The organism is Cohnella sp. SGD-V74, from assembly GCF_003001675.1.
In the GTDB taxonomy this organism is placed as follows: Bacteria; Bacillota; Bacilli; order Paenibacillales; family Paenibacillaceae; genus Cohnella.
The window spans coordinates 192,349-217,977 of sequence record NZ_PVYW01000012.1 but is presented as its reverse complement, the minus strand read 5'-3'; the positions used below and the strand labels follow the sequence as shown (position 1 = coordinate 217,977).

General features: G+C 48.2%; 21 protein-coding genes and 2 pseudogenes. 16 read left to right on the top strand and 7 right to left on the bottom strand.

Annotated elements, in window-relative coordinates:
- Positions 1–852: 852 nt before the first annotated feature.
- From B0G52_RS19205 to mnhG, 6 genes are read left to right on the top strand one after another with little or no spacing between them, the layout of a single operon-like run.
- Positions 853–3,681: a Na+/H+ antiporter subunit A gene (locus tag B0G52_RS19205; protein WP_233162828.1), complete on the top strand. Its 2,829-nt coding sequence runs from the start codon at positions 853–855 to the stop codon at positions 3,679–3,681.
- Positions 3,682–3,683: 2 nt separating this feature from the next.
- The gene (locus B0G52_RS19200; protein WP_094046993.1) at positions 3,684–4,025 is read left to right on the top strand and encodes a Na(+)/H(+) antiporter subunit C; all 342 of its coding nucleotides are present in this window, start codon (positions 3,684–3,686) and stop codon (positions 4,023–4,025) included.
- Complete coding sequence (locus B0G52_RS19195; protein ID WP_094046992.1) at positions 4,015–5,499, top strand: Na+/H+ antiporter subunit D; 1,485 nt, start codon at positions 4,015–4,017, stop codon at positions 5,497–5,499. The genes B0G52_RS19200 and B0G52_RS19195 overlap by 11 nt, the downstream gene beginning before the upstream one ends.
- Before the next feature lies 1 nt (position 5,500).
- Complete coding sequence (locus B0G52_RS19190; RefSeq protein WP_094046991.1) at positions 5,501–5,980, top strand: Na+/H+ antiporter subunit E; 480 nt, start codon at positions 5,501–5,503, stop codon at positions 5,978–5,980.
- On the top strand, positions 5,977–6,270 hold the full coding sequence (locus B0G52_RS19185; protein WP_094046990.1) for a Na(+)/H(+) antiporter subunit F1: 294 nt from the start codon (positions 5,977–5,979) through the stop codon (positions 6,268–6,270). The genes B0G52_RS19190 and B0G52_RS19185 overlap by 4 nt, the downstream gene beginning before the upstream one ends.
- Positions 6,245–6,607 carry a monovalent cation/H(+) antiporter subunit G gene (mnhG, locus tag B0G52_RS19180; protein WP_094046989.1) on the top strand — a complete coding sequence of 121 codons (363 nt, stop codon included), beginning with the start codon at positions 6,245–6,247 and terminating at the stop codon, positions 6,605–6,607. The genes B0G52_RS19185 and mnhG overlap by 26 nt, the downstream gene beginning before the upstream one ends.
- Before the next feature lie 13 nt (positions 6,608–6,620).
- Here the strand turns inward: mnhG and B0G52_RS36225 are convergent, their stop codons facing one another.
- Complete coding sequence (locus B0G52_RS36225) at positions 6,621–6,956, bottom strand: hypothetical protein (RefSeq protein WP_233162809.1); 336 nt, start codon at positions 6,954–6,956, stop codon at positions 6,621–6,623.
- A gap of 28 nt (positions 6,957–6,984) precedes the next feature.
- The gene (locus B0G52_RS19170; RefSeq protein WP_094047043.1) at positions 6,985–7,167 is read right to left on the bottom strand and encodes a Spo0E family sporulation regulatory protein-aspartic acid phosphatase; all 183 of its coding nucleotides are present in this window, start codon (positions 7,165–7,167) and stop codon (positions 6,985–6,987) included.
- 173 nt (positions 7,168–7,340) lie between these two features.
- Here B0G52_RS19170 and B0G52_RS19165 point away from each other — a divergent pair, with 173 nt between their 5' ends.
- From B0G52_RS19165 to B0G52_RS19130, 8 genes and pseudogenes are all read left to right on the top strand, one after another.
- A complete protein-coding gene (locus tag B0G52_RS19165; RefSeq protein WP_094046988.1) occupies positions 7,341–7,676 on the top strand; it encodes a helix-turn-helix domain-containing protein in 336 nt (111 codons plus the stop codon).
- 246 nt (positions 7,677–7,922) lie between these two features.
- Positions 7,923–8,453, top strand: a pseudogene (locus B0G52_RS19160) (NAD-dependent epimerase/dehydratase family protein); the annotation flags it as partial.
- 70 nt (positions 8,454–8,523) lie between these two features.
- Positions 8,524–9,099 (top strand): TetR/AcrR family transcriptional regulator, encoded by a 576-nt coding sequence (locus tag B0G52_RS19155; RefSeq protein WP_094046987.1) that lies wholly within the window; start codon positions 8,524–8,526, stop codon positions 9,097–9,099.
- A gap of 61 nt (positions 9,100–9,160) precedes the next feature.
- Complete coding sequence (locus tag B0G52_RS19150) at positions 9,161–9,634, top strand: HXXEE domain-containing protein (RefSeq protein ID WP_158223782.1); 474 nt, start codon at positions 9,161–9,163, stop codon at positions 9,632–9,634.
- 16 nt (positions 9,635–9,650) lie between these two features.
- Positions 9,651–10,001 carry a DoxX family protein gene (locus tag B0G52_RS19145; RefSeq protein WP_158223781.1) on the top strand — a complete coding sequence of 117 codons (351 nt, stop codon included), beginning with the start codon at positions 9,651–9,653 and terminating at the stop codon, positions 9,999–10,001.
- 49 nt (positions 10,002–10,050) lie between these two features.
- The gene (locus B0G52_RS19140) at positions 10,051–11,127 is read left to right on the top strand and encodes a LytTR family transcriptional regulator DNA-binding domain-containing protein (protein WP_094046984.1); all 1,077 of its coding nucleotides are present in this window, start codon (positions 10,051–10,053) and stop codon (positions 11,125–11,127) included.
- 161 nt (positions 11,128–11,288) lie between these two features.
- Positions 11,289–12,137 (top strand): ABC transporter ATP-binding protein, encoded by an 849-nt coding sequence (locus tag B0G52_RS19135; RefSeq protein WP_094046983.1) that lies wholly within the window; start codon positions 11,289–11,291, stop codon positions 12,135–12,137.
- Positions 12,134–12,847: an ABC transporter permease gene (locus B0G52_RS19130; protein ID WP_094046982.1), complete on the top strand. Its 714-nt coding sequence runs from the start codon at positions 12,134–12,136 to the stop codon at positions 12,845–12,847. Before B0G52_RS19135 ends, B0G52_RS19130 begins: the two co-directional genes overlap by 4 nt.
- Before the next feature lie 201 nt (positions 12,848–13,048).
- Here the strand turns inward: B0G52_RS19130 and catA are convergent.
- The 3 genes and pseudogenes from catA to B0G52_RS19115 form a co-directional block, all read right to left on the bottom strand.
- Positions 13,049–13,707, bottom strand: a pseudogene (gene catA, locus B0G52_RS19125) (type A chloramphenicol O-acetyltransferase).
- Positions 13,708–13,824: 117 nt separating this feature from the next.
- Positions 13,825–14,298: a hypothetical protein gene (locus B0G52_RS19120; RefSeq protein ID WP_094046981.1), complete on the bottom strand. Its 474-nt coding sequence runs from the start codon at positions 14,296–14,298 to the stop codon at positions 13,825–13,827.
- Positions 14,299–14,300: 2 nt separating this feature from the next.
- On the bottom strand, positions 14,301–14,495 hold the full coding sequence (locus tag B0G52_RS19115; RefSeq protein WP_094046980.1) for a helix-turn-helix transcriptional regulator: 195 nt from the start codon (positions 14,493–14,495) through the stop codon (positions 14,301–14,303).
- A 317-nt stretch (positions 14,496–14,812) separates the two neighbouring features.
- Between B0G52_RS19115 and B0G52_RS35630 the strand changes: the two genes are divergently transcribed.
- Entirely contained in the window at positions 14,813–14,986 is a 174-nt protein-coding gene (locus tag B0G52_RS35630; RefSeq protein WP_158223780.1) for a hypothetical protein, read from the top strand.
- Positions 14,973–15,542: a hypothetical protein gene (locus B0G52_RS19110; protein WP_094046979.1), complete on the top strand. Its 570-nt coding sequence runs from the start codon at positions 14,973–14,975 to the stop codon at positions 15,540–15,542. The genes B0G52_RS35630 and B0G52_RS19110 overlap by 14 nt, the downstream gene beginning before the upstream one ends.
- A gap of 168 nt (positions 15,543–15,710) precedes the next feature.
- On the opposite strand, the gene B0G52_RS19105 is transcribed toward B0G52_RS19110, so the two are convergent.
- Positions 15,711–24,305: an immunoglobulin-like domain-containing protein gene (locus tag B0G52_RS19105; protein WP_094046978.1), complete on the bottom strand. Its 8,595-nt coding sequence runs from the start codon at positions 24,303–24,305 to the stop codon at positions 15,711–15,713.
- Between the two features lie 564 nt (positions 24,306–24,869).
- Positions 24,870–25,622, bottom strand: a complete 753-nt coding sequence (locus tag B0G52_RS19100; protein WP_094046977.1) for a hypothetical protein — start codon at positions 25,620–25,622, stop codon at positions 24,870–24,872.
- Positions 25,623–25,629: the final 7 nt, after the last annotated feature.

Below are 25,629 nucleotides of genomic sequence, written 5' to 3'. Positions count from 1 at the left end.
AAGACAAAAAGAGCCCGTTGGTGGCAGGCTCCTCCAGATATACCCATATCAAGTTTTAACTCGATTATAAGTTGTGTGACATAAAAAGTAAACGATCTCCCGGAATTCAAAATCAAAAGGTAAATTTACATCTCTAGATTAACGCAACAAAGGGTTAATAAATATACGTAGCAATCTGGCATAGGTGGCAATGCAACTAAAAGCCAGCAGATAGGAAATATAGGTCCATCCGATCGTCCAGTTATTCCCGTAAGATACGATCTTGGTTAGAAAAGCAATGTATTCCAACAAAGTAGTAATCAAACTGTACAGCAACCGATCAAAATATTATATAACATACAAATTCTCCAGTTAATTTCGATTCGAAACCGTCCGCTTTGCAATTCGAACGTATTCACGTGGTTGGAATGGCACATACGGAGCTGTATAACCGTTGCCGTCCGGGGTCTGATATACAGAATACAGCGTAGTCCCGCTTCTTGGTTCAATGTATTGAAGCCGCTTATGTTCCGACTGGATATTGGACAGAAACACCCCAAGCAACACAAGTAGAAGGAAAAGCGATGCGCAGATCCCTATTTTTCTTATTAGCACAAGGGTTCACCTCTTCAGCTAATAAGTGTTGCCTAAATACACGCATCCATTCTCTGTTTGACAAATCGCCTGGTCCCACGCTACTATTGAGAATAGCGTTAAACAAAATCGGATACTTTTCTTTCGGAGGAGCCTGCCACAGCGGGCTCTTTTTGCATTTTTTTGGAAATGATACGTGTAGACTTTCATTTGCCATTGAGGAGGAAACGAACGTTGCTGCTGCACGTTGCCATTATCTTGCCGCTCTTCGTTGCTGCAATGATCGCTGTATTGCATAAATTGCGGCAGCCTTTTCATACGGGTTGGCTTGTCCTTCCCGTTCCCGTTGTATTGTTTGTTTACTTTCTGTTGCAGCTGCCTGCCATACAATCCGGAGAAACCTTCCAAAGCACAATTCCCTGGATGCCGTCGTTAGGCGTTCAGTTCACAGTGCTGTTAGATGGGTTGGCCTTATTGTTCGCTCTGCTGATAAGCGGGATCGGATCTTTGGTTGTTCTGTATTCCATCTTCTATCTGGACAAAACCAAGGAAGCGCTCCTTCCCTTTTACGCCTACTTGTTGCTCTTTATGGGCGCGATGCTCGGTGTCGTATTGTCGGATAATTTAATCGTTCTTTACGGTTTTTGGGAACTGACCAGCATTTCCTCTTTTTTGTTGATTGCGTTCTGGCACAAAAGAGAAAAATCCAAATACGGCGCTTTCAAATCGCTGCTGATTACCGTATTGGGCGGGTTAGCGATGCTAGCCGGTTTTATCCTGCTGTATCTCATGTCCGGCACATTAAGCGTCAGGGAAATCATTGCCGGTGCAGATGCGCTCTTGGAGCATTCCTTGTTTGTTCCGACCCTGCTGCTCATCTTGCTGGGGGCTTTCACCAAATCGGCTCAATTTCCTTTTCATATCTGGCTTCCGGACGCCATGGAAGCTCCCACGCCTGTCAGCGCCTATCTTCACTCGGCCACAATGGTAAAGGCAGGTATCTACCTGGTTGCACGATTAAGCCCTGTATTTGCAGGAAACGCGCTCTGGTTCTGGCTGGTATCCGCCGTTGGAATCGCAACCTTGCTGTACGGTTCCTATCGCGCGATGAAGCAGACGGATTTAAAAGCGTTGCTCGCTTTCTCGACGATCAGTCAACTGGGCTTAATCATGAGCTTGCTTGGAATGGGCTCCGCCGCTGCATTCTACTCCGGTGCTCATGGAGGCTTGCTTTATACAAAAGCGACGCTGGCCGCCATCTTCCATCTCATCAACCACGCTATATTTAAAGGCGCATTGTTTATGGTTGTCGGCATTGTGGATCATGAAACGGGGACCCGCAATATTCGCAAGCTGGGCGGTCTGCTGTCTGTCATGCCTATTACGTTTTCAATCGCGCTTATCGGGACCTTTTCCATGGCGGGACTGCCGCCGTTTAACGGCTTTCTCAGTAAAGAGATGTTCTATACCGCGCTGTTGTCCATAATGAGCCTGGACTTCATGAATATGCAATCCATAGGAGTCCTCTTTCCGGTAGTGGCTTGGATTGCCAGCGTCTTTACTTTCGCTTACAGCATGATCTTGCTTCTCAGAACGTTTAGCGGACGTCCTCAATTTGAGAAATTGGAAAAATCGCCTCACGAAGCCCCCACGGGAATGCTGCTTTCTCCTGTCATACTCGCTTCATTGGCAGTCGTATTCGGTCTATTTCCAAACCTGCTGTCGTATTCGCTCATTGAACCGGCTATGGCCGCTATTCATCCGGGACTTCTGCTTTCAGGCGAAAAGTTTGACGTTTCCATCCGTATATGGCATGGCTGGACGCCGGAGCTGTTTATGACGATTGGGGTCGTAGCGGTTGGGAGTTTCGTGTATGCCGCTCATCGCAGATTGCGGCCGCTTAATCAACCGCTATTTAACGGAACCTCTCTTAACCGTGCTTACGACAGCGGTCTTAAATTGCTTCATGACGGATCTCGCCGACTAACGAATCGCTACATGACGGGCTCTATCCGGCACTATTTGATCTATGTATTTATTTTCTTCATCCTCTCGTTAGGATGGACACTATACCGCACGGATTCGGTGAGCATGGATTTCTCGCGTTTTTCACCGGTATCCGTATACGAAATGGTGATTAACCTCGTGCTAATTATCGCGGTTCTCGCCATTCCTTTTGCCAAATCAAGAATGATAGCCATCATCCTGACAGGCGCTGCCGGTTATATGATCACCTTGTTTTTCGTTATTTTCAGGGCGCCGGATTTGGCTCTGACCCAAATGATCGTAGAAACAGTCTCGGTTGCGTTGTTCCTGCTCTGTTTCTTCCACCTGCCCAAGTTAAAACGCGAAGCAACGAAGCGCTCATTTAGAGTGACCAACGTAGTGATAGCGGGAAGCGTCGGCATCATCATGACGCTAATCTCGCTGAAAGTCAGCGACAGCAAACTATTCGAATCCATTTCCGACTATTATTTGAAATACAGCTACGAGATGGCCGGCGGGAAAAACGTCGTCAATGTCATTCTTGTCGATTTCCGCGGATTCGACACGATGCTTGAAATTGTCGTTTTGGGAATTGCCTCTTTTGGCATCTACGCCTTGATCCGTCTCAGTATGGGGGCCCAAGCAGAACGTGCAGGCGATGCTGCGGTCCCGGATACGCGTTTGCAGCCCTTTCAGCAAGTGAAAAGCAACAATGTTATTTTACAAATGATCTCCAGATTCGTCATATTTATCATATTGACCCTTGCGTTGTATCTGTTTTTTGCGGGGCACCACAACCCGGGAGGCGGATTCATCGGAGCTCTACTAACCGCAGCCTCGCTCATCCTCTTGACTATGGCCTACGGCATCCAAACCATGCGAGAGGTTATCCCTCTGGATTTCAAAAAGCTGACCGCATTCGGCTTGCTCGTAGCCATTTTAACAGGAATCGGCTCTTTCGTATTTGAAGTTCCATTCCTTAGCCATTCCTATGGCTATTTCAACCTGCCGCTTCTAGGCGAAACGGAACTTGCAACGGCGGTTCTTTTCGATCTTGGCGTCTTCATGACCGTAGTGGGCATTACAATGACGATCATTCTTGAAATCGGGAGGGATAAATAGCGATGGAACTATATATGTCCTTATCCATCGGAGTTCTATTCGCGGTAGGCGTATATCTTATCTTGACCCGAAGCCTGCTTCGAATCATTCTGGGAACCTCTCTGCTCACGCATGGCGTTCACCTGTTGTTATTAACGATGTCTCGGTTGAAAACAGGGGCTGCTCCATTGCTTGGAGAGAAAGCGGCAGCCTATGTCGATCCTTTGCCTCAAGCGCTCATCTTGACTTCGATCGTCATAAGCTTTGGAGTGACCTCCTTCTTCTTTGTCTTGGCCTACAAAGCTTATCAGAAGCTGGGAACAGACGATATGGAGCAACTGAGGGGGCAAGACGATGAGCAATAACCTGCTTGTTCTTCCGTTGCTGATCCCTCTGTGCACAGCCGTCATCCTTCTATTTATGAAGAATCGGATCATACTCCAGCGATGGGTCAGTATGATTGGAATCCTGCTCGGCGCTGTCGTCTCATGCTGCCTTGTCATGCAGGTCCGCTCCGAAGGCGCTCAAGTGCTTCACATGGGAGGTTGGCTGCCTCCCTACGGCATTGCATTTGTTGCCGATATGTTTGCAGCGTTGTTGACTCTCACGACCGCGATCGTCGCCGCATGCTGTTTGCTTTATTCCTTCGGATCAATTAGAGAAGAAAGGGAACGCCATTACTATTATCCCTTCTTTCAGTTTCTGCTTGTCGGCGTCAATGGTTCTTTCCTGACTGGCGATTTGTTTAATCTGTTCGTCTGCTTTGAGGTTATGCTTATCTCCTCCTATGCCTTAATTGTATTGGGGGGCACCCAGCGTCAGCTTCGTGAAACGCTCAAATATATTCTGATCAATATTTTGTCCTCAACGCTGTTTGTCGCAGCAGTCGCTTACGTGTACGGCGTAGTAGGCACATTAAACATGGCCGACTTGTCGCTGAAAATCGCGGAGGCAGGTCAAGGTACTATTCTGACTGTGATTGCTCTGCTGTTTATGATTGTCTTTTCATTAAAAGCCGGTTTGTTCTTGTTTTTCTGGCTGCCGGGATCATACAGCGCTCCGCCGGCTGCTATTACAGCGTTATTTGCGGCACTGCTGACCAAAGTGGGTCTGTATGCTCTGATTCGGACGTTTACCCTAATCTTTCATACAGACCAAATCGATGTTCACAACTGGTTTCAATGGATGGCCATCGCGACTATGCTGCTCGGGGCGTTCGGTGCAGTGGCGTATGACGACATTCGGCGCATTATGAATTACAACGTAGTGATCAGCGTTGGCTTTCTGGCGATGGGTCTGGCTGTCTCGTCCAAGGATGCGCTGGATGGAGTCGTGTTTTACCTTATTCACGATATGTTGGCTAAGGCGCTGCTGTTTATTCTGGGCGGACTGATCGTACAGGCTTCTGGAACCTCCAGCTTGAAACAGATGGGCGGACTAATCAGGAGTTACCCGTTAATGGGCGGCCTCTTTTTTATAACCGGATTAGCGATAGCGGGTATTCCCCCGTTTAGCGGCTTCCCCGGCAAATTCCTTCTGCTTCGAGGAAGCTTGGGAGAAGAATATTACGGGTTGTCCGCTGTCGCTCTCGCTTCAAGCCTGATTGTGCTTTACTCCCTGATTCGTATATTCGCAAGTGCCTTTTGGGGAGAGAGAACCGAGATTAGAGAACAACCGCCCGTCATTCCCAACAAGTCCCTAATGCCCGCTATTGCATTAAGTGTGCTGGTTATCGGCGTAGGCTTCGGTTCAGAATACGTATATGGGTGGGTATCCATGGCAGGGGATATCCTTGTTCAGCCTGCGGATTACATTGATGCCATATTAAGGAGCAGATAAAATGGCGCTGCAAATTCTGTTGAATTTAGTTATTGCGTTCACATGGACATTTCTGAACGGCGTATGGTCGAACTTGCAGTTTGTTATCGGTTATTTGTTAGGCATTGTTCTCATTGGATTATTTCGGCGCTATTGGTCTCATGAGTTCTATATCCAGAAGGTTTGGAAAATTCTTAAGCTGCTTGCGCTTTTTAATAAAGAATTATTCCTGTCCAGTTTCGAGGTCATCAAGCATGTTCTAAAGCCTCAATTCACCATGCGCCCGGGTATTATCGAATACAACACGGAATTGAAATCAAATTGGGAAATCACCCTGCTTTCCTGCCTCATCTGCCTGACACCTGGCACGCTTACTTTGGACGTATCTGCTGATAATCGGACGTTGTACATTCATGCCATGGATATTCAAGATGCAGAAAAGCTCTCCAAACAACTTAAAGATTCTTTTGAAAAAGCCATCATGGAGGTGACAAGATCATGATCGATTATTTTCTGATGATTGCCCTTACCTTCTTGTCGCTCGCGATTCTCGGATGCATGTACCGCCTATTGAAAGGCCCCTCGATACCGGATCGAATTGCAGCGCTGGACACCATAGGGATTTTGCTCCTCTCCATAGTCGCCATCCTGTGCGTCCTGCTGAAAACGGCAGTCTATTTGGACATCGTGCTGGTCATCGGTATACTCACCTTTATCGGGACGACGGCATTTGCGCATTTTATAGAAAGAGGGGAGGTTATGGAATATGGAGATGATCAATCTGGCAGCTGAAGTATTGATAGGAACCCTGATTGTGCTCGGTTCGCTGATCGGCCTGATCAGCGTGCTCGGACTCATTCGTTTTCCTGATGTCTACCTAAGATCGCACGCGGCAACCAAGAGCGCAACGCTTGGCGTCTTGCTTATACTGGCAGGAGTATTTCTTTATTTCATGTTGTATTTGGACCATATCAGCGCCAAGCTCCTGCTGGGCATTGTCTTTGTATTCCTCACCTCGCCTGTAGCGGGACATTTGAACGGAAGAGCTGCGCATCGGTCAGGCGTTGCCCTATGGAATAGAAGCGTCCGGGACGATCTTAGGAAGTCCTTGCATCAGAAGCGGGACTAAGTAGAGCTAATCCTTACGAGCCTTTTAAATTGTCAGAGGAGGACGGATGTAGATCCCCCTCCATTTCGTCGGTATCCAGCATGTTTAATAAGGCAAATGCAAGTTGCATACCGTCTTGCAAGCCCTGTCGGTACAGATGTTCATTCATCAATGCGTGCTTACAGTGATGCTTATCCTCCCACTCCGAAAACTCGGGCAATCTCACTATATCCATGTTAGCAAACAGTTGTTGAAACGCTTTGTCTTCTTCTTCGCGTAATCTGCAGATATCAGGATGACGTACTATGCGAGCTGCAACACAATCCACTCTATCTTGTACAGCCCTTTGACACCACAGCGGAAATTCCATTTTCCCTTCTCCCTCCAACTGCCGCTTTTTAACGCATTCGTTGCTTCTGTATGGCTTTCATACGATGATAACGAGCCATTAACTCATCAACCTTTCGGCTCTGTTCCAGAACTTCCTGATCCTCGGATAAGGGAATGCAATACTCCAGCGACTTTTCTCCAAGTTTATTCAGCTTTTTCCGCTCTTTCTCTAGCTTCCTTAAAAGACGAATTGCTCATCCTCCGCCCTTTCGCTCTAACTTCTAAGAGCTATCCTGTCATGAAGTCACATGATGTATGTTAAAAACTACCTAGATAGTACTTTTTAAACTCATTTCTGTCAACTCTCTACTCATACATAATAGGAGCTATAAACTGACACCCTAGTTAAAGGAGGTGCAGAGTAATGAGTGTATACGACAAGAAGAAGGTAGGTCAACGTATACGAAAACAACGAGAGGCTTTAGAAATTTCTCGTGAGCAACTGGCCGAACAAATTGGACGAGTACCTCGATTTTGTGCCGACATTGAACGCGGCCAAGCCGGTATGTCCATTGAAACAATGCTTAGTATCTGCACCCTACTCAAGCTGTCGCCTAACGAATTGCTTTTAGGCCAAGACGCCAACACTACAACGTACGATGAGACGGAATTGATTATAGCCGCGCTCAACCAATGCACCGAAAAGCAGCGCAAGGATGCCTTGGCTCTTTTGAAACTGTTTATAACGGCCATACACTAGGCAAATCCGAGTTATGGACCGATTGCTCACATAACCAAAAAATAACCCGCAGGCCATCAGCCTAAGCGGGTTACTTTTTGGTTATTTGACTGAGGCGTTCCATCCAATGGCGGCTTACCTGCTTGCTCCGTTTCCTTGTCTTTGATTACTTTCAAGTGACTATATCACTTCAAAGTGCGTACTATTCTCTTTCTATTCAATGTTACACAATGATGAAAAACGTAACTTTGAAAGGAAGGAATGTCTATGCTTAGTCATCCAAATCAAACCTCCGACCGTAAAACGGCTCTTGTCATTGGTGCTAACGGCGTCATAGGACGCAATCTGATTGAATACTTAACGAAGCTTCCGGATTGGAACATCATCGGGGTTTCGAGACGCGGAGGCGAGTCGTCCGGTAGAGTACGGTACATTCCCGTCGACCTTCTCGACGAAGCAGACACTCGGAAGAAGCTCGGCAGCCTGACGGAAGTGACGCATCTCTTCTATGCCGCTTATCAAGATCGGCCAACGTGGGCTGAGTTGGTTCCGCCTAATCTGGCCATGCTGGTTAACGTCGTCAATTCGATTGAGCCGATTGCCCCTTCGCTGCAGCACATCAGCCTCATGCAAGGTTACAAGGTGTATGGCGCTCACCTCGGTCCCTTCAAGACACCGGCCAAAGAATCCGATGCCCATCACATGCCGCCGGAGTTTAACATCGACCAGCAGCAATTCCTCGAACAGCGGCAACGGGGACAACATTGGACATGGTCGGCGATTCGTCCATCCGTCGTACAGCTCGTTGACACCTGTTATTTTAACATGATATGATTTGTTTAAACGTTCAAACAAAGGCGGTGTGAGAATGAAAAACGTCCCTGGAGATACGAAAAATAAAATTATCGATGCCGCTTACCAGGTGCTGGCTGAGCAAGGGTTTGAGAAAGCTTCGACAAAAGAGATTGCCAAGCAAGCAGGGATATCGCAAGGGCTGATCAATTATTATTTTTCGAGCAAAGAAGATTTGATGTTTGAGATTTTTCATTTGGAAAGCGCACGTTACATTGAAGAAATGAACAAGATCTCGGAGATCCCGTTGAACGAAAATTTCATACGCCATGCGTTAGCCGTTCCTAAAAATATGGTGCATCAGTACCCGGACTGGCATCGTCTTCGCTTTGAATTGTTCGCAATCGGTTTAAGGAGCGAAGCCGGCCGCAAAGAAATTCAGCAAAGCCTTGAGGCAGGTAAACAACAAGTGCTGAAATCGTTGAACATGCTGCCGTTAAAAGAAAGCATTAATAAAAAGGCGCTGGCATCGATTATTAATGTAACCATTGATGGCCTGGCTCTTGAGCAGATGGCTGATCCTGACTTCGATATTGACGCTGCTTATCTGACTTTAATCGAGCTATTAGAAACCTATTTATTGAAAAACTAATTTTTTTTCGCGCAAATTTGTTTAAACGTTCAAACAATTCTTTCATACGGAGGAGATAAACTTGATAGACCCTGCCCTTCATCTTGTTTTTTGGTTACCCTATGTCGTCTTACTCATCCACACCATTGAAGAAGTTCCCGGTTTTGCAAAATGGGCCACGCGGCACTTCGCCCCCATGTCAACTTACAAACATGTCCTCATTCAAGTGTTCATGATTCTGCTGGTTCTGTTAGTGTCCTATAAAGCATCCACAATCGGGTATAACGGCATTTGGGTAATAGCAGCAGCGGCATTTCAACTGCATATCGGTATCAACGCGCTTTTCCATGTCGTAACCACCCTATTATACAAAGAGTATTCTCCCGGCTTACTAACGGCCGTTACCTTGTCCCTTCCATCCACCGTATTCTTCTTCCATCAAATCTACTCAGGCAGCAGATTAACGACGACCGAACTCGCAGTTGCTCTAATTGCAGGAACGATTATTGGAGCAAGTGCCATTGGCACGTTATTTCTAAAACCCAAACAACAATAGCGAGAGGACGATGACAATGTCGATTGCAACTACAACAATACAAACGATTCTGATAATGATTTTCCTGATATCAGGCGTGGGAAAAGTATCCGGATTGTCCATGCATGTCAATAACTTCAAGAGGCTGCAACTGCCGCAGTGGTTTCGTGTCGTAACTGGAACGGTGCAGCTTATCGGAGCAGCTGGATTGGCTGCAGGTTACTTCTACCCTCATTGGGCAATGTTTGCCGGTATAGGGCTTGCCTTAACCATGGCCGGAGCTATATGGGCTCATGTGCGTATCAAGGATGACTTTAAGCAAACGGTGGCGGCAATCGTTCTGTTCTGCGTCACAATTGCGTATTTAATTTGTTTGATGGGAAATTGACTGCTATTATACACATGGGAAGTGATTTCCGAATAGCGAGGAGAAATGTATGGCGGTACTTACGATTGATCATTTAATAAAGAGAAAGGGCAATGCTCTGCTATTGCCGGAGATCAACCTGCAGATTATGAGCGGCCAGTGCGTCGTTATACAATGCAACAATGAACTGGGGCAGTTATTAATCCAACTGCTTCTGGGCGATATTCCGACATCTGGCGGTCATGTGCTGATGGATGGCGCGTCTTTACCCCAGAACTTTAAGAAAGAGGCGCACAAAATAGGCGTATCCCTTCTAAATGACGGGCTTTACGAACGGCTTACGGTGAAGGATTCGCTCTCTTTTTACAAGAACCTATACCAAGCAACCCTCTCCATCAATGAAGTCCTGCACAGAATCGGATTAGGGGACAAGCTGAACAGCCAAATTGCTTCATTAACCTTCTCCGAACAAAAACGATTGCACCTGGGGAGAACGATTATACATAACCCTGCGTTGCTCATCTGGGAAGAACCCGAGCAGAACGTGGATATCGAAAGCCAAATCATTATTCGAGCGTTGCTTACTGAACTTCTGAACGAAGGAAAGGCCATTCTGATCACGACATCCTACCTTGTCGATGCCATCACCATCACCAATGAGGTATATAGACTGAACGAGCATGAATTCAAAAAATTAGATGTAATCGATGATTCGGGAACCGATGCTCAAACGGACGTTACTGCTCCTGGCGAGGAACATCCATCCCAAACTGCCCTGCTTCCTCCAGCAGCAATCGAAGTCCGACCCGTCCGGGTGGAGAAAATCCCCGCCAAGGTGGACGATAAGATCATCTTGTTCGATCCGACCGAAATCAATTTCATTGAAAGCAGCGAGGGGATCTCCCTGCTTCATGTGAAGGGGGCCCATTTCCCTTGTGTGTTCACCTTAAACGATCTTGAGATTAAGCTTAAAGCGTTTGGGTTCTTTCGGTGCCATCGTTCCTATATCGTCAATCTGCAAAAAGTGCGTGAAGTCATCTCATGGACGCGTAACAGTTATAGTCTCATATTGGATGATGACAAGAAAAGCTCTATTCCGCTTTCCAAAGGAAAATATGAGGAGTTAAAGGGGACCTTGGGTATCTGAAGGTGCCCTTTTTTTACCGAACAGCTGCTCCATTCCCCCTCCAAAATGCAGTATTCAGCCCCCCGTGTACTCCTTTGATCCTGTAAATACTGTGCGGTTACGCGATTTTTAATACAATTCGTTTAGCACAAGCAAGATCAATCGATAAAGGAGTTAACGGGATGAGGCATGAGATTGAGGTAAGGCAGATGGTCAAAACTTTTGGTAAAAAGACAGCTCTGAGTGGCGTTAACTTCCATGTTCGAAGAGGAGAAATTTTCGGATTTCTGGGTCCCAGCGGTTCCGGCAAAACCACAATGGTGAAGATTCTGACTTCACAACTTCTGCATACAGCAGGCTCCGTGCAAGTGTTCGGGACAGATGTAAGCAAGCTGCGCGATCCCTCGCAATTGAAACGGATCGGCATCCTTACGGACAACAGCGGGTTGTACGATCGCCTGACGGTATATGAGAACCTTGAACTCTTTTGCAGGCTGTATGATGTAGACGTAAAGCGCATTGATGAAGTGTTAGAGGAAGTTAACCTTATTCAAGACAAGAAAACCGCAGTAAGGAAGCTATCCAAAGGAATGAAGCAAAGAGTCACCTTAGTGAGGGCCTTATTGCATAAACCGGAACTTTTGTTTTTGGACGAACCGACTTCTGCATTAGACCCCACCAACAAAAAACAAATTCATGAAAGCCTGCGCAAGTTGAATGAGTCAGGTACAACCATTTTTTTAAGTACCCATGACATGCAAGAAGCAGAGAGCCTCTGTCAGCGACTCGCCTTCCTCGATCATGGGAAAATTGTAGAGCTGGACAATCCTCACAACCTGCGAGTGAAATATGGAGATTCTACAATTAGCCTCGTTCTACGGAACGGCAGCCGTATTCAAATCAAACAGGATGAGGCTGGAGCACAAACTGTTGCCCAATATATCGCCAAAGGGGAGTTAATGTCGATTCATTCGAATGAACCCACTTTGGGAGAAATATTTATTCAACTTACAGGGAGGTCTTTGCAGTGACATTTTCCGTACAAAGAGTATCTGCCATTATTGTAAAAGATGTAAAGGATCTGTTTAAGAACTCTTATATGATTCTAATCACGATATTGCTGCCATTAGGAATGGCAGCCCTGTTATCCGATTCGGACTCGGACGACGCCAGCCTGCTGGGTATGCCAATCAATCTGGCGCTGGTTATAACAGGCGCCTTTGTTCAAGCGACGATGATGGCCGAAGAGAAGGAGAAAAACACCTTACGCGCCTTATTGCTGTCTCCGGCTACACGAATGGAAATTATACTCGGCAAGAGCCTCCTCTCGTCTCTAATTACGATTTTGGTCGTAATCGGTTCGATCTTCATAAGCAAAATGCATGTTCCGGGGCTCTTCTATTTCACCATTATGGTTGTGCTTTCCATAGTCATATTCGTCTCATTAGGCACCATTATCGGGCTTATCTCACGAACGGTTATGGAAACCTCCATTGTGGGCCTTCCGGTTCTCGTGATTTTTACCTACGGGTCGCTGATAAGCACAACGCTGGATAACCCTGTCTTCAGCACAATCATCAGCTATCTTCCAACCGAAAGCTTCTCCGCGGCACTCATCGGGCTGGAGCAAAATGGCGGTTTCACCGAAATCAAATGGCATCTCCTTAATATGCTGCTCTGGGCAATCGGTTCTCTCGCCATTGCAGTCATCGTCTATGGCAGGCGTCGTTTTGATAAGTAATGTAACAATAAAATACGAGGTGATATCGATGAAATTTAACTCGAAAAGCTTTATTATTCAATTTGTAATAGCTGTAGCTATTGTCGTCGCCATCTTTGCTGTCATCAAATAAGGTTCGAGAAATCAGAGCAACAGCCCTTCACCGCTGAACAAAGCGGTAGAGGGCTGTTGCTGTAATAAGGCTTAGGCGCCCCTGCCTAGTTAATTAATGGACAACCATTCCTTACAGGTATTTGCACGTAATTGCAGTTCATTAAACAGAACGCCAGCGTGATAACCGTCACAAACGGCATGATGGAACTGTACTGACAAGGGTAACAGTATTTTCTCGTCATGCTCAAAATATTTCCCCATTGTAAAGATAGGCAGTAAATAGGTCCCTTCGTTATATACATTCAGATTAAAGCCTGTGAAGCTGACCCACGGAATGCTAGAAATCGGGAAGATATTTGGCGGTTCGTTAGCTTTAGCCGCAAATTGTTTAATGCTTCCGTACATTTTCAGATCATCCAGATAGCGGCTGTAGAACTCACTGAATTGTTCATCGTACAACGTCCAGATGCTTGAAAAAGTCTTATCATCATCATGGAAAATCGTAAAGCTAGGAGCCAAGCTGTCCCAATAACCTAATCTGCCTTCAGAGTCAAAACATGTGCGAAATTCAACGTGGCGGTTTACTACCGCTGCTATCATATGGATTAATGCTGGATACAGCTAATCCCCTTATTTTTAATTACAGACAGAAGATTGGTAATGTCAATGTTTGCTGTCATACTATACGAACATCTGACATTGTTTAGATAATGATTAAAGTAGGGTTTTCTACTCCAATTATCCATGTCAATCGGATTGAAATTCATTTATTATGCCTCCTAAAATTAGGATTACATTCATTTTAGGAGGCTTGATCGACTGATTTAACCATATCCCTATCACAATCCCTCGAGAAATTATTCTGTAACATAATGCGATTCTTCTTAGTGTTCGCTATCCCCGTTGAAATCGGCTTTACCGATCGCGCTTCTGAACATACCCGGCAAGAAAAGAGAAGTCAATAAAAGGATAATTAAAATCCACCACCCTGCCCCCTTAAAAATGTCCTCCGGAACGATAAAGGTGTAGCCGAAATAAGTTAAAAACAAAGCTCCTTGGATAACCTTAAACGTTTTCGCATCTGCTTCATTCTTAATGGCCACGAGCCTCTCATCATTCTCTTTAATAAGAATAGATCGCATCTTGTGAGGAGACTTCTTGATACTCGACAGCTTCAGGAAATAAACCAATGCCATGCTTAACGGCAGAAGCGACAATGCTATCAGAGCCTTGTTGTTAGAAATGAGATGGATGTCCATTTGCGTAAACAGGATCCCTGTCGCCAGAAGGACGATACCCGCGATCAAAGTAACGTTCATGATCAACTTGGTTTCCTTAACGATCTTAGCGTTGTTCATACTCATTCCTCCCAAAATAGATCATTCAAAGTTTTGCCCAGCGCCTTGCATATTGCGATGCATAACTTAAGGCTTGGATTGTAGTTGCCCGACTCGATTAAATTTATAGTCTGCCTCGTGACGCCAACGATCTCGGCTAGTTGCTCCTGCGATACATCGGCTTCTAATCTGGCGATCTTCATTTTTTTGTTTTTCAAACTGACTCAGCTCCTTTCACATATACAATATCATCCAACATTACATAATGTCAATTATATATTACATTATGTAATGTGTTGTGTATTGAACAGATTGTATATCGTCCGGAGCTACATTTTATGTAAAAAGAAAAGTCCAAGCATATTGTCTGCTTGAACTTTTCCACTTCATCTTGATTACGGCGAGAGGTTTGTGGCAGCCTTATGCTTCTGAAGTTAAATATGCTATAATGCTGGTAAAGCAATCCATTCGGGGAGTATGATAAAAATACGGTCTGTGAATACTGATCCTAAAGTTGAGTTTAGGAGAGGGTTTCATGGACGGGGAGGAAAAGCCTATGCCAGCCGTTAAACTGAAGAAATTGGATATGACAAAGTATTCCGGCTTGACGCAAAAGAAAAAGGCGCTTCTTAAAGAGTACATGGGCAGTGTACCCACGAAAGTCGACATGAACAAGGTCAGAGATTGGTGGAAGTATGAAAATCGTTGACTTCAATGCTCCGGAGTTCAGCGGTTTCGAGCCGGAGGAAAGCATCCTCATTGACACCGGAGTTTTATATGCCTACTTCAATCCTTTTGATGCATATCACACCACAGTTAAAAATCTATTCGATACCTACGTTTTCAGTAATGAAGACGTACTTTTTTTGTTCGTAAACCCGACCATTGTCAACGAGATCGTCAATTTAGCACAGCGGGCGTTGAATCAGTATTTAATCGCGCATCCTCACGAGTCGGAGAACTTCTCCCAACCTGATAAAGAAGCCGTTCGCGATCAAATCATGCATTTCGTTCGCGATCTGGTTCAAGAGGACGTCTTACTGGTTCTGGATGGCGATAAGGAGAGCGTGCTCCAACAGATCAGCTTGACCAACCATTTGGGAGCGGCGGATGCAGTGAACATATCGATGGCTAGTCTGTACGGGATCAGCTTCATGACGGTGGACACTCGGCTGGTAAATAACATGATCCGGGTTGGCTCGGAAATAGAGACTGTAAAGAACCTGTACTTCACCAAGCCTCGCCATCGGACTTATTTTACATAGTCGCCCCTCCCCCCATGCCGCTCTATTCCGAACAGTTGAAAAAAACGTCCACGCAGTCCGCTTTCGCCGACAAACGATAGAAGCCTTCGTTCAAAGTTACTTTTCTAAAACTTAGTAAGAGGCTAAGAAGAAGCCGGGGAGCGCTCCCCGGCTTCTTCTCTGCATTTCTTAGTGCGATTGCGTGTAGATTCGATACAAGATAACTGCCGCTTCTGCGCGAGTCAGGTTGCCCTTCGGATTCAAGCTGTTGGCGCTGTTTCCTTGGAGTAACCCGATGCCAAGCAGATAGGCTAAGCCTTCTCTTGCATAGGCCGCTGCCTTCACGCCGTCCTTGAAATCGTCGATGGACTTGGACGACACTTGCGGCAGCTTGTTGTGCCATTGATCAAGCGCACGCTTAAGGATGACGGCAACGTCTTCTCTGCTGATTTCCGTATCGGGCAAGAACTTGTTCCCGCCAACGCCTTCCACAATGCCGAGCGCGCGGCCGATTCCAAGCTCTTCGTAATAAGGCGAGCTTGCCGGAACATCGGCAAAGTTGGCCGTGAAATCAGCGTCCAGTTCAAGCAGTCTGATCAATTGCGCGAGGAATTCTCCTCTGCCGATTGCAGTCCCTGGATCGAAAGTCGTTGCCGACGTCCCTTCAACTACGCCCCTGGCCGCCAACGCTTCGATTTCCTTGGCTGCCCAAGCTGCGCGCGACAAGTCGCTGAACTTAGGCGCTGCATATACGATTGCATACTGGCTAAAGTGCGAAGTTCGGAACGCCATATGCCCCGTTGTGCTGTCATACCTGCCGTTAGGAACAGGCGTTGCGTTGCCTTCACCGTCTACGTACCAGACAACAAGCTGATCGGTATTTTGTTTCTCCGATGCTGTCGGCGTATACGGCACGAGGATAGTAACCGGTGCATCACTATTGCTCCACGCCGCTGCTTTATCGTCGAACATGACCGACAGATCCAATGCCGGATGATTGCCAATCCGATCGATAAGCTGTTGACTCCATCCGCTCTTATCCGCTTGGCGAATAACGAGGGTTACGGTTTGCCCGGCGCCTTGCAATTGAGCTGCGGTAAACATCGCGCTCGACACGACAACCGAGCCGAACGGCGTTCCTACAACGACCGATCTGTCGGAGTCTCCCTTGAACCATGAGGTCGGAAGCCCTAATGCGTAACCTTTGGCGTTCTCAATGCCCGCTAAACTCACTTTAATCCGTTTCGACTCGCCTGTTGCCCGTCCGAATGCATTTTCAATCTCGTTGTGGGGCAAGTTGGTTTGAGCGATTTGGGACGAGTCGTTCATCGTTGGCGTCAAGCTTACGGTTACGTTGCCGCTGTTATCTACATCAACCTTGGTAGATGGCTGTACCGTAACGAGTCCTGAATTGCCCGAATTACTCGAACTTCCTGGCAAGGCAGCATACTCCGCTACAACGATCAGATCCGACGTCACGTTCGTGAATGCGACGCTCCACCCCGTGAACGTATACCCTGCCCGCGAAGGCTGCGTCGGCGCAGTTGCATCCTCTCCATGACTCACCGTCTCCGTCTTCAGGATCGTTCCATTCCAATCCTTGAACGTGACGGTATACGACACGGCGATCGCATTGATAAGGTTCAGCAGTTCCGTCTTAACCTCTCCGTCCGTCATAATCACGACAAAGTTGCGAGCCATCGCGATATCGGCGGCCGATTCGGACGTCAGAGCCTTTGTAACCGCAGCCCTTGCCGATGCTTCAAGCCTTTCATTGTATCCGCCTGCGCTTACCAGATATAGATCTGTAAAAAAAGTCGAATTCTTCAAATGTCCGCTTACGACTTCGAAAGTGGTTCTGGTGCCGTCCGATTCATTCGAGCCGTCGGATTCGTTGAGCATGACGGATATTCCGATTCTTTCGTTCGCCAACGCCGATGCAGGATTACTGTGAACGGTATTAAACGGAATTTTCAGATCGTAAATCGTCGTTTTCGTATTTTCATCTCTCGTAATCTGTGCCGCGACATCCGTGATCGGAGCAGTCGGCGCATTGGCCCCCGAAGGACGAGTCCAAGGGAATACGATCACTTCGTTGGCATTGGTAAGTGTGAATCCCAATTCATTCCGCGTCGTACTGTTGGTCGCAGGATTGCGCAGATCGATGCCTAACTGCAAATTATCCTCTCTCCATATATTTCCTCCGGTCTGGTTATTGAAGTGCACGTCATCCTTAACGACAATGTACGCGTACAAATGGTCGTCGTCCCATGCGAAACGCGATTCCGCGCTGAGGTCTTGCGGACCGTCCCACGTTCCCATCGTTATATAATCTCTTGTGTCCATGACGAATGCCGGAGTCGCGGCGCTCTTAGCCGGATTTTCCGAGCCTGCCGAGCCTGCCTTTTCAGCGTAAGCTGCGTCATACTTAGCCGTATAGGTGTAGGCATTTCCGTCTTCGAGGTCAAGCTCGAACGTGATCAGGCCAGCAACATAGTATGGTAAATCTATGGTTACGGATTCGCCTGCCGCCAGCGCGTTGAATCGGACGGGAGTGAAATCCTCGGCATAGGCCGCCGGAGAAACAACGGTCAATGTCCCGGGCGCGGAGGTTCTCCCTCCGACATTGTACTTAAAGTTGATTTGATGTTGATCTCCGTTGTCGGCTAGGTTAAATACGAACGGTTCCGCCAACAAATCCGAGCCGTAAATTCCGTACGGATTGTTGGCCGGGGTGCCGTTCCTCAAGCCGGATGCGTAATAATTGTTGCTAAGTTCTATCGACGCGCCGCTCTCGCGCAGCATGGCGTACACATTGTTATTTTGACCGTCCTTGGACGGCTGGAAGTAAGAAGTGTACACATGCGCCTTGCCGCCCTGGACGTCAATGCCTGGATTGTTGCTGGGCAGCTGAGTGAAGTTGGCTTGCTGTAACCGAACGATACCGTTATTTACGATCGCTCCCGCTACGGTCGGGCTTCCCCAGAACGCGCTGTTGTACAGGGCAAGTTCAGCGTCGGGGTGGATTTTCGCGGTATTCGCGACATCTCCCATTCTCACATACGCTCTGCTGGGCTCCGTCGGGATGTTCGTATTCACCAATTCCGAGTTGATCGCGATGATTTTAGTGTGTTCGTCCGCATCTTCCACATAGAGAGCGTACGTGGTTCCGTCCGAACCGTGACCGATCATCGTCATTTTGCCTGGGTAGGCGAATTGTCCGTTCCCTAAGTCCCGCTTCAGGAAGTGTATGCCGTATACCGAACCGAAAACGAAATTGTTGAAAATCGTCTGGTCTTCCACGTCGGCGAATTTGAGCGCGCTCATGTACCTTTGCACGAATCCGTACAGATCGCCAGAAGGCGCCGTATAGCCCTGACCTCCCGGAAGTCTTAAGGCGTAATGCGGATTGAATTGCATATTTCGGATAAATCCGCCTTCCGCGCCTCCTCCGACCCAGATGCCAGCTCTCAAAAGCGTACCGCCTAAATAGTCCACATAGTGGCCGTCGGTTGGATAGGAAGCCAGGTCGATGCCTTTATCCCCGATCGGGATCGTTAAGTTGATGGCATATACGCCTGCGCCTTGTCCCTGTACCAAGAACGGAGTTTTAAGCGTTTGGTCGGGATTGTTGAGGCTGACGCTGGTTAGGTTCGCTTGCGTAAGGTTAAATCCTCTGACACCTGCGTTAGCCTTGAGCTGAATCAGAGAGGCTCCATTCTCTCCCTGAGCGCCGCCGGTGTAAGTGGTGAAGATCGCCGTGCCGCCCCCCTGCGTATGGTGCTGTACGTCCCATGTTCCTCTGAGCTCGACGCCTTCGGGAACGATGACGGGATGATCCAGCCGATATCTTCCGCCCGGCAAATAAATCGTGCCGCCGCCGTGATTCGCTTTAATATAGGTCAGAGCTTCCTGCAATTTCGCGGAGATATCCACAGTCGGCGCGCTGCTTGTTAACGAGCGCGGGAAGTCAAGTCTGAGCACTGCGCTGGATGTCGGCCTCGGGTGAACGTCTATATCCGTTTTGACGTCTTTCGGAATCGGTTCGAACAGATAATCGACGTCATTCACGAGCTGCACCTTGGTGTTATTCCCGTCAGCCTTAACGTCAAGTTCGAGATTGGCGATGTGAGCGGCAAGGTTGGCGCTCTCGAGGTTAAGGTTATGACCGGAATTGACCGATTTGAACGTTCCGAAGTTCGTTCCGAGATGCGCATGTTTGTCCTCTTGTTTGAAGCTGCTCTGACTGACCAACGCGTTGCCTCGATTGAGGAAGTTCAGCGCGTAGTCGTCATATTCGTCGAACGTGCTGTCCTCGAAGGAGATAACGCCGCCTCTGGCGCTGCTTACAATCGGACCTTGGAATGCAACTCCGTTGAATTGAACGGACGTGTCGAAACGTTCGTTGAAATAGACCGCGGTGTCGCCGCCGAATTCCGAATTCGAGATCAGCAGACCGAATCCGTTAACGTTGTCGATATAGACTCCCGTTTGACTGTCTTCGATTTTCAATCCGTAGAACTGCGCGTTCGGAGCCTCGTCGCCGCCCGGTTCCCTTCCGATCCACATTCCCGTCTTATACCCGGAAATATTCAATCCGGATACGTATTCCCAGTCCGAACGGTGCATCATGAATCCGGTAGCGTTCGCTCTTGTGTATGCTCTCGATGCCGATAGAGTCGGGGCGCCGGCAAGCCCGGAATTCGCCCAATATTTCGGATTCATGCTCACGTTCTCGATCCGTCCGATGTCCGTACAGGTGTGAACCACGATGCCCTTGTAGAGAGCCGTCATCTTGCTGTTCACGACGTAATGCATTTCGCTCGGCAGGGAGATGAATCCTCCCCAAGCGTTGACAAGCGTAACATTATCCAGCGTGGCGCTGTTTCCGGTTCTCTGATAGAACGTCCACGGGTACGGAATTCCGTTAATCGTCTCGAATTCCCCTGTTTTCTGACCGTCTTCGTTCCTCTTTTCAACAACGGTCTGGGCATTCATATCCTGATTCGGATACCATACGGAAAGGTTGGATACCCCCGTGCCTTGTTCCATGTCGATGAATCGGTCGGACACGTTGGCTACCTTTTTGCCGCCGGTCTGATTCTCTCTCTCGTCCGAATCCACATAGGTGTCGTAATTGGCGGAATTATGCCCGGCATAGACCGCGAGCACGGTTCCGTCGATTTTGCCGTCGTAACCGGCCGCATCCGGGTTATCCCATTCGCCGCGGAGCTGTACGCCCGCCCGCAAATTCAAAACTTGTTTATATTCGTAGGTTGTATTGCCCGTCGTGCTTTTCACGCTGATCGTGCCGGTCGTTTCCGTACGGAACGCATAGGTGCCCGCAGGAATATAAACTACGCCGCCGCCATCGTTGTAAGCCGCGTCAATCGCCGCTTGGAAAGCCTCTCTGTTATCAAAATGAACCAAGTTCTCCGCTGCTGCCATCGCTTCCGTTTTCGCGCCGAAAGCGAGCACGTTAAAGTCGGAAATGGCCCAATCCTTCGCGTCGTGAGCCTGATCGATTGCCGTTCTCATGTGTTTGGCGTAGTCATATCTGCCCGGAACCGTCAACGCAAAGGTTTTAGTCCGGGTTACAGGAGCGGATACCGGCCCTCTTGTTACCGTCGCCGTAAGCGTTACGGCACCGCCGCCGTCCGGGCGGTTGGTCGGGATTATGCCTGCAGCGGTGATGAGGGTATCGTCGGACGTCGTCCATGCCATATCCGTCATATTCTCGCCCATCGACGGAAGAACCAGGTTCGTCGTCACATTCCCCATACCGCCGTCAGCCTCGGAAGCATTCATGCCTTTAATGAAGTCCCATGTCAGTTTGTTCAACATATGATTTACCGCATCCTCGTCGTTTCCGGTACCCGTTCCGCGAACGACGATAGGAAAGGTTTTAACAATCGGCGTTGCCGTACCTTTGCTTAGGGTCGCCGTGAGGGTTACCGCTGTATTGGCTTCTTGACGCTCTACTGCGCCGGTGTCGCTATTGATGACAGCCTCATCGGTAGAGCTCCAAGCAATGTTCGTACTCGCCGACCCCGACTTGGCAAGAATCAAATCCGTTTCAACCAGATCCTGTCTTGTATTCGTCCCCTTGATCGCGTCCCAAGTCAGCGCTTCCGAAGCCAGCTGTACCGCTTCTGCATCCGTTGGAGGAATTTCGGTGATTCGTATGCTCTGAATAATGGCTCCGGCTGTAGCAAAACGGAGATGGGCGCCTTGATTTTGCGCGCCTATCGCGAAATTCGCTCCGTTGAGCACGACTGTTGAAGCGACCCAGGAGTTGCCGCTTCCCATCGCCGGAAGGCTCGCCGATCTATACGCATCGTACCCGGAGAAATTACCGGGATAGATGGTGTTATAGTGCAGCGAAATCCCGCCGGCCGCGCTCGGTCTCCAGTATTTCACTTCCAATTCGACCTTGTTTACCGGTACAAGTCGGGGGTCGTTTACAATGACGTAAATAAAGTCGCCCACCTTCACGGCGCTTACGCCGCTTTGAGTGACTCTTTCTACCAAGCTGTTGTCCCCGTTCAGACTGATTCCTATGCCGTTGCCTTGAAGTCTTTGTGCCGGATCTCCAATTGGAGCATAGGTGTCGGGATCATTGAAGTCAATGAACACCCCGGCAAGCTCGTTCGCCATGCTGACTACGGTCAAATTGAACGTTTTAGTAACAGGCGTTGCATTACCCTTGGTTATCGTCGCCGTAAGGGTTACGGCTTTGTCTTGATCAGAGTCGCGAGTTACGCTGCCGGTTGCGGTATCTACGATACCTGCAGGTACGGCCGACCATGTGATCGCCGTATCGTTCGCGCCTGTTATCGGAAGCGTCAACGCCGTTCTGACTCCGGATGGATTCGCGTTCGCATTCTTGATCGTGTCCCAGGTCAGCTGAGCCGCCGCATCCGCTGCGGCTTGATCGTCGTCAAGATGCTCGACTTTAACTCTGGTATGCGTTCCTGCGAAAGGATACTGTGTATTCTGAGCCGTGCGCGCGAATGTATAGTAGGTGTTGCCTGCGGGTTTGGCAAAGGTCGCCGCATACGAGCCCGAATCGAGCGTCCCCGTCGTCCAATCGCCTTCTGCCGGAGCGCTGCCGGTCGTGTTGATCGCGAACTGCACAGCCTGACCGTTCGTCGGCGCTGCTGAAGATAACGTCACGTTGTCGGTAGTCTCAACGGCTGCCGGAATGGGTTTCGGCGAATCCACGGTACTCTGAAAACGAGCGTTCTTGATATAGATGTCGCCTTCAGGCACGGAAGCCCATTGCATCTGCAATCTCATTTCCGTTACCGTGTCCAACGTAACGGGGTTGAAGCCATTCGGAGAATTGGACGTCGACAGCTGCGCATATACGGTCATCCATTCGTTGACCTGTCCGTTTCTCATTTCATTCACATTAAGGTTAAGACGCGAATTCGTATCCAGATTGTTACCGCCGGATGCAATGGCGATCCAGTTATTGCCGTTGAAATTTAGAAGGTCCGCATGTGTAACATACATATCAAAAAAAAAATACTGATTCGCATAACCTAATAGATTCTGATTGCCGCTGTTGGCATTCCAAATTCGTTCAGCGCCGGCGCCTATTTTTCCAGGACCCAACTTAACCGCGCTATTGCCGTCCGGCGCCACCGTGTTGATCGTTCCCTCTTCTATATTAGGAAAATACGTCGCAGTCCGGGCATTGACCTCCGCCGGCATGGCTTTCACTGTCAAAGTAAAAGTTTTTGTCGCGCTTGCCTCGCCCTTCGTTATTGTCGCCGTGAGCACCACCGTCTTGTCTGCCTCTCTATTCCATAAACGGTCTATGCTTCCGGTGCTGCTTATGGCGGCATTGTCCGAAGACCAGATTACGGTAGTCGTGTCTATTGTCGTCGGAAGACTGAGCTGCGATTTTATGTCGTTCTCCGCAGTATTGTTGCCTTTAATCGTATCCCAGGTCAGAGACGCCGCCGCGTCATCTACCAACACTTGTTCGTCAATAGACGTTACGGTAATTCTTGAAGATGGACCGACGAAGCTGTAATTGCTGTCTGCTTTCGCGCGTGCGAATACATAGTAGGTGTCTACTGCAGGTAGTTCGGCAAATTGATAAGTATAGACGCCACCGTTATTACTCCCATCCACCCAACCGGATGCCGGAGCGGTCCCGTCTTCGCTTATCGCGAATTCCACGGCTTGTCCGCTGGCCGGTGCGTTGGCGGTTACTGTTTTTGTTGCTGCATCCAGTGCGGGAACCGTTGACGATGAAAGCGGAAGACCTAACGTACTTTTCTGGAAACGCGGATTTTTGATGAATACGTCGGTGTTAGGGACACTCGTATTCCATTGCAGATGCATGGCCAGTCTGGTGACTTGGTCCAGCCATTCGTCATTGAAATTCCCGGCTACGGTACTTGTCGACGATAACTTCGTATACACCGTCGCCCATGTACCCGCCGCTGCATTCGCGACTCCGTTTAACTCCAGTTGGAGGCGGGAATCATTGTTAAACTTGTCCTCAGCAGGATTACTGTCGCTTACGATGACGAGCCAGTTGTTGCCTTCCATATTTTTGAAGCCGGCATTTGGAATGTACATCTCGAAGGCAAAGTAGCCGTCTCTATAAGCGGAGACATCTCTTAGAGGCGCCACGCTCGGCGTGAAAAGATTATCCCACGGACCGCCGTTCTTGGAGGTCCCCGTGTTCAACTTCCACGCTGTCTGTCCGTCCGGCGCTTGGGTGGATGTCGCCGTATTTCCATCCGTACCCGCATTTACGGTCAATAGATTTACGTCATCTCCCCATGCGGCGATGACTGTCCCTGTCATAGGCGGAGAAAACAAAGTAACCAGCATCGCTGTCGCAAGTAAAGATGCCAATAACCGTCTTTTTATCATTCTTAAATTTCCTCCATGTACCCTGTTTTTAGGTTTTGAAGAGCTCCCATAACTCTTTAATGCTTTTGACCACCTGAACCCCTCCTATGTGGCCTGACACCGCTTTTCCGCTTCTATGCCCGCCTCCGCATCCCCCCTCTCTACTCTTCCATTTATGCAATCTTGTACAATCGTATCCGACCACAATCGACAAAATGTTAGCGCTTTCAACAGGTTTCAAAGAGAGCTTCGTCTGCTTGCGTACAACGTATTCTCGCTACCTCTCTCGACCCTGTGATCCTTTCCTGGAACAACACTTAGCATCTATTGTGGACTGATTTTATCATACGAGGGTTGCCATCAAGTTCCTACGAGGCAGTCTTATCCTTTACGGGGGCAATATTACCTTGAACGCAAATAACCCGCCCAGGTTGACGGCCTGCGGGTTATTTTCTGGTCACTATTAGGAACTCAATCCTTTTGTTGATCTTCGACAGAATCCACACGGAACACATCTCTGAAATCATTCATATGATAATGATGCTGATAAGCGAACCGATTGACTTCGAGTTCGATTTCGAACCCTGCCCCCTGATTCAGATAATTTAACGTATCGTACAAACTCTTGATTTCGCTAGAATCATATTTTTTCAATTTAAAATATCCCAATGAGACATGTGGAATATAGGGTTTGTTGAGAGGATACAACCTTTCAAATCGATCAAATAAATCGCCAATGATCTGATAATCCTGATCCGCAGCCGGGCAAAATTTGATGCTGATGACATCGCCCCCGCCCGTACTTACACCTAACGCTTTCATTCTGATTGTCCTGCCTTTATAAACCTCGCCTATTTTCCTGAATTCCGCTTTAATGCTGCCTTCGTTTGCTTCCATATCCCGTTTAATCTCGTCATTGTCGTTAGAAACACTATACGGATTGCTGAACGCGTGGATAGTCAAATGAAAGGTCTCCGGGTGCAGCTTCACAAACATATCTGCATGCCTGGCGAATAATTCATTCTGAATCGCCCTGCACTTGGCGCCATCTTGCTCCGACAAAGCAATGACGCTGGTCGATCCATAGAACGGTTTAAGCTCCCCGTCCATCGTTATTTTCTCAGATAAACGCTCGGATATCGTCCATTCCTCCGGAATATGACTCATGTTGTTCGTAAAGCTCTGAATCAGACGATCCGTAAACTCCTGATACTTATCACTCATCTCGCAT

Coding starts and splice junctions, on each gene's coding strand:
- B0G52_RS36225 (WP_233162809.1), bottom strand. CDS start 6,956: ATGGAATTTCCGCTGTGGTGTCAAAGGGCTGTACAAGATAGAGTGGAT.
- B0G52_RS35630 (WP_158223780.1), top strand. CDS start 14,813: ATGGACGGGGAGGAAAAGCCTATGCCAGCCGTTAAACTGAAGAAATTG.
- B0G52_RS19155 (WP_094046987.1), top strand. CDS start 8,524: ATGAAAAACGTCCCTGGAGATACGAAAAATAAAATTATCGATGCCGCT.
- B0G52_RS19140 (WP_094046984.1), top strand. CDS start 10,051: ATGGCGGTACTTACGATTGATCATTTAATAAAGAGAAAGGGCAATGCT.
- B0G52_RS19135 (WP_094046983.1), top strand. CDS start 11,289: ATGAGGCATGAGATTGAGGTAAGGCAGATGGTCAAAACTTTTGGTAAA.
- B0G52_RS19120 (WP_094046981.1), bottom strand. CDS start 14,298: ATGAACAACGCTAAGATCGTTAAGGAAACCAAGTTGATCATGAACGTT.
- B0G52_RS19190 (WP_094046991.1), top strand. CDS start 5,501: ATGGCGCTGCAAATTCTGTTGAATTTAGTTATTGCGTTCACATGGACA.
- mnhG (WP_094046989.1), top strand. CDS start 6,245: ATGGAGATGATCAATCTGGCAGCTGAAGTATTGATAGGAACCCTGATT.
- B0G52_RS19200 (WP_094046993.1), top strand. CDS start 3,684: ATGGAACTATATATGTCCTTATCCATCGGAGTTCTATTCGCGGTAGGC.
- B0G52_RS19205 (WP_233162828.1), top strand. CDS start 853: ATGATCGCTGTATTGCATAAATTGCGGCAGCCTTTTCATACGGGTTGG.
- B0G52_RS19195 (WP_094046992.1), top strand. CDS start 4,015: ATGAGCAATAACCTGCTTGTTCTTCCGTTGCTGATCCCTCTGTGCACA.
- B0G52_RS19110 (WP_094046979.1), top strand. CDS start 14,973: ATGAAAATCGTTGACTTCAATGCTCCGGAGTTCAGCGGTTTCGAGCCG.
- B0G52_RS19165 (WP_094046988.1), top strand. CDS start 7,341: ATGAGTGTATACGACAAGAAGAAGGTAGGTCAACGTATACGAAAACAA.
- B0G52_RS19185 (WP_094046990.1), top strand. CDS start 5,977: ATGATCGATTATTTTCTGATGATTGCCCTTACCTTCTTGTCGCTCGCG.
- B0G52_RS19100 (WP_094046977.1), bottom strand. CDS start 25,622: ATGAGTGATAAGTATCAGGAGTTTACGGATCGTCTGATTCAGAGCTTT.
- B0G52_RS19145 (WP_158223781.1), top strand. CDS start 9,651: ATGTCGATTGCAACTACAACAATACAAACGATTCTGATAATGATTTTC.